Annotated in this window: 2 protein-coding genes; both read right to left on the minus strand. The window is 37.6% G+C overall.

Features of this window, described 5'->3' with window-relative positions; all coding sequences use genetic code 11:
- Window positions 1-49: 49 nt before the first annotated feature.
- Entirely contained in the window at window positions 50-250 is a 201-nt protein-coding gene (locus ACFQZT_RS32170) for a tautomerase family protein (RefSeq protein WP_379307043.1), read from the minus strand.
- 114 nt (window positions 251-364) lie between these two features.
- Window positions 365-724: a DUF5316 family protein gene (locus ACFQZT_RS32175; RefSeq protein ID WP_379307045.1), complete on the minus strand. Its 360-nt coding sequence runs from the start codon at window positions 722-724 to the stop codon at window positions 365-367.
- Window positions 725-790: the final 66 nt, after the last annotated feature.

A 790-nucleotide genomic window follows, 5' to 3' on the forward strand; every position in this document is an offset into this window, starting at 1 on the left:
TTCATTAATGCTGTATGAAAATAACAAACGTTTCCGTTAACGTAATAACTTAAGACTTACTCCTTCGAAAATCGTCTGTCAAAACACCGCTGAACCCCCAATTTTCTTCATCAATTTCTTGAATAACAATATGGGTATGTTCAGGTTTCTTGCCAAGTACATTGACAAGGGTCTGAGTAAATTCTTTAACGATTTGCGCCTTTTGCTCCCTACTAGCACCCTTCGTTATTTGGAGATTTATATACGGCATTGTGGCCCCTCCTTACACAATATATTTGGACTACTTAATTATATACGGAAATAAGTGGAAATAGTTTTAAATTCACCACGCTAATCTGCCAGTTAGCGGAGCGAGACTGCCGTCTTAGCCGAGGCAGCCTCGTGATGTAAGTTCAGAGCATTCGTCTCCCGTTAACTCAATCAATTTTTCACTTGAAGTACTTAAGATATCCCCAAAGAATAAAATCGGGATAGCTGCAAGAAAACATGCTATAGAGATACTGTCCCTTTGCTTTTTATCATTGGTGGTTTCTGTACTATTATTAGCTCGTTGGCGGTCACCTGATATCAGTGAGCCACTTGTAATAATTGTAGTGAGTATTAGAATTAAACCAATGCATCCCGATATTCGTTGACTAATACCACTGTTTAGAAATAATGACAAAATATAAATCAATAAAGTAACAATGAGTCCACTTATAAGAGATAGTTTAGCTAATTTCAAGTTTAAACGCCTCCCCTAAACCCTTACCCCCATATTACCACATATTGGAACTATCCTGCCAGTTAG

This window comes from Paenibacillus sp. GCM10027628, assembly GCF_042676385.1.
Classification (GTDB): Bacteria; Bacillota; Bacilli; order Paenibacillales; family NBRC-103111; genus Paenibacillus_E.